Here is a 1,458-nt window from a genome sequence, read left to right as displayed (position 1 = left end):
CCTGGTGGTCGGGTACGAGGGTGTACTGGGCGGCGGTGCCGAAGGGGCGGTAGGACTGGGCGCCGTATACCCAGACCCGTTGTCCGACGCGGTGGGCGTCGACCTGGGCGCCCACGGCGTCGATGACTCCGGCGGCGTCGCTGTGCGGGATCACTCGCGGGTAGGGCATGGACGAGCCGAGCCAGCCGCGCCGTTTCTTGGTGTCGCCGGGGTTGACGCCCGAGACGGTGACGCGGACGCGGACCTCGCCGGGGCCGGGGACGGGATCAGGGAGTTCGCCGACGTGCAGGACATCGGCGGCGGGGCCCTGGCCGTCGTACCAGGAAGCAAGCATGGGGATACCTCCGTGGGCGGTCAGTTCGCGGGAGCGGCGGGTGCATGCGGATCGCTGTCGGTGCATGCGGTGTCGAATGCGGGCGGCTTCTCCCCGAGGGTCTCGCGCAGCCAGGTCCGTTCGGCGCGGCTGGTGGCGCGGGCGGTGAGCAGCATGCCCCGCCGGTAGGGGTCGGCGATCTCCTCGGCACGCAGGGGCCGCTCGTTGTCGTAGAAGAAGCTCGCCGGTTCTTCCAGGAACTCCAGCCGTCTGCGCAGCACCGCGTGCTGTTCGGCCACGTCGGGCAGGTGGGAGAGGAAGGCCAGGACGATGTAGAACCGGGTGAAGTCGGTGATCTCGTGGTCGGCGGGCTTGCGCAGGCGCTGCAGCATGTCGGCCCGTCCGGCCGCGGTCAGGCTGAGCACGTACCGGGCCGCCCCGGCGGCCGGGTCGGCGCGCCGCTCGATCAAGCCCGCCCTGGTCAGACGGTTGATCGCCGGATACAGGCTGCCGTCACTGACCGGCCGCGTGTAGCCGGTCAGCTGTGAGAGGCGGCGGCGCAGTTCGTGTCCGGGCAGGGGGGCTTCGGCCAGGAAGCCGAGTATGGCGAGTTCCAGCATGAGTCCATCTTCGCACGCAGACATCGAATCGATGTGAGCATCGGTTCGATGTTACGCTCGCAGGTACCCGCTCAAACGTCTCTGGAGAGGCCCAGCAAGATGCCGTCGCAGTCCACCGAGTCAGTGATGAACCGCTTCGTCGAGTTCATCAACACGGGCGACGAGGATCTCGCCCGCGAGGTCATTTCTCCGGACGCGGTGTTCCACGCACCCAGTCACCCGGAACCACTGCGGGGGCCCGATGGGTACATGGAAGTCCTCGGGATGATGCGCGGCGCCTTCCCCGACGTCCAGTGGACGCTGGAGGAGACGGTCACCGAAGGCGACACCGTGGCCGCGCGGTTCACCATGCGGGGAACCCACGACGGTGAATTCTTCGGGGTCCCGGCGAGCGGCAACAAGATCTCGGTACAGGCCCTGAACTTCTACTACCTGGCCGACGGCCGGATCGTCGGCGAACGGGGCCAGCCCGACCTCCTCGGGGTGATGCAGCAGATCGGTGCCCTGCCGGCGCCGTGAACCTCG

At 68.9% G+C, this 1,458-nt stretch carries 3 protein-coding genes; 1 reads left to right on the top strand and 2 read right to left on the bottom strand.

Annotation, left to right across the window (positions count from 1 at the left end; genetic code table 11):
- Both OP79_RS48900 and OP79_RS48895 read right to left on the bottom strand, forming a co-directional pair.
- A partial coding sequence (locus tag OP79_RS48900) for an alcohol dehydrogenase catalytic domain-containing protein (protein WP_033329704.1) occupies positions 1-334 on the bottom strand: 334 nt, incomplete at its 3' end.
- 20 nt (positions 335-354) lie between these two features.
- On the bottom strand, positions 355-933 hold the full coding sequence (locus tag OP79_RS48895) for a PadR family transcriptional regulator (RefSeq protein WP_033329703.1): 579 nt from the start codon (positions 931-933) through the stop codon (positions 355-357).
- 126 nt (positions 934-1,059) lie between these two features.
- On the opposite strand from OP79_RS48895, the gene OP79_RS48890 reads away from it, so the two are divergent.
- Positions 1,060-1,452, top strand: a complete 393-nt coding sequence (locus tag OP79_RS48890; protein ID WP_245685762.1) for an ester cyclase — start codon at positions 1,060-1,062, stop codon at positions 1,450-1,452.
- The last annotated feature ends 6 nt before the right edge of the window (positions 1,453-1,458 follow it).

This window comes from Streptomyces yerevanensis (assembly GCF_000716805.1).
Lineage (GTDB): Bacteria > Actinomycetota > Actinomycetes > Streptomycetales > Streptomycetaceae > Streptomyces > Streptomyces flaveus.
This window is presented reverse-complemented; position numbering and strand designations above follow the sequence as displayed.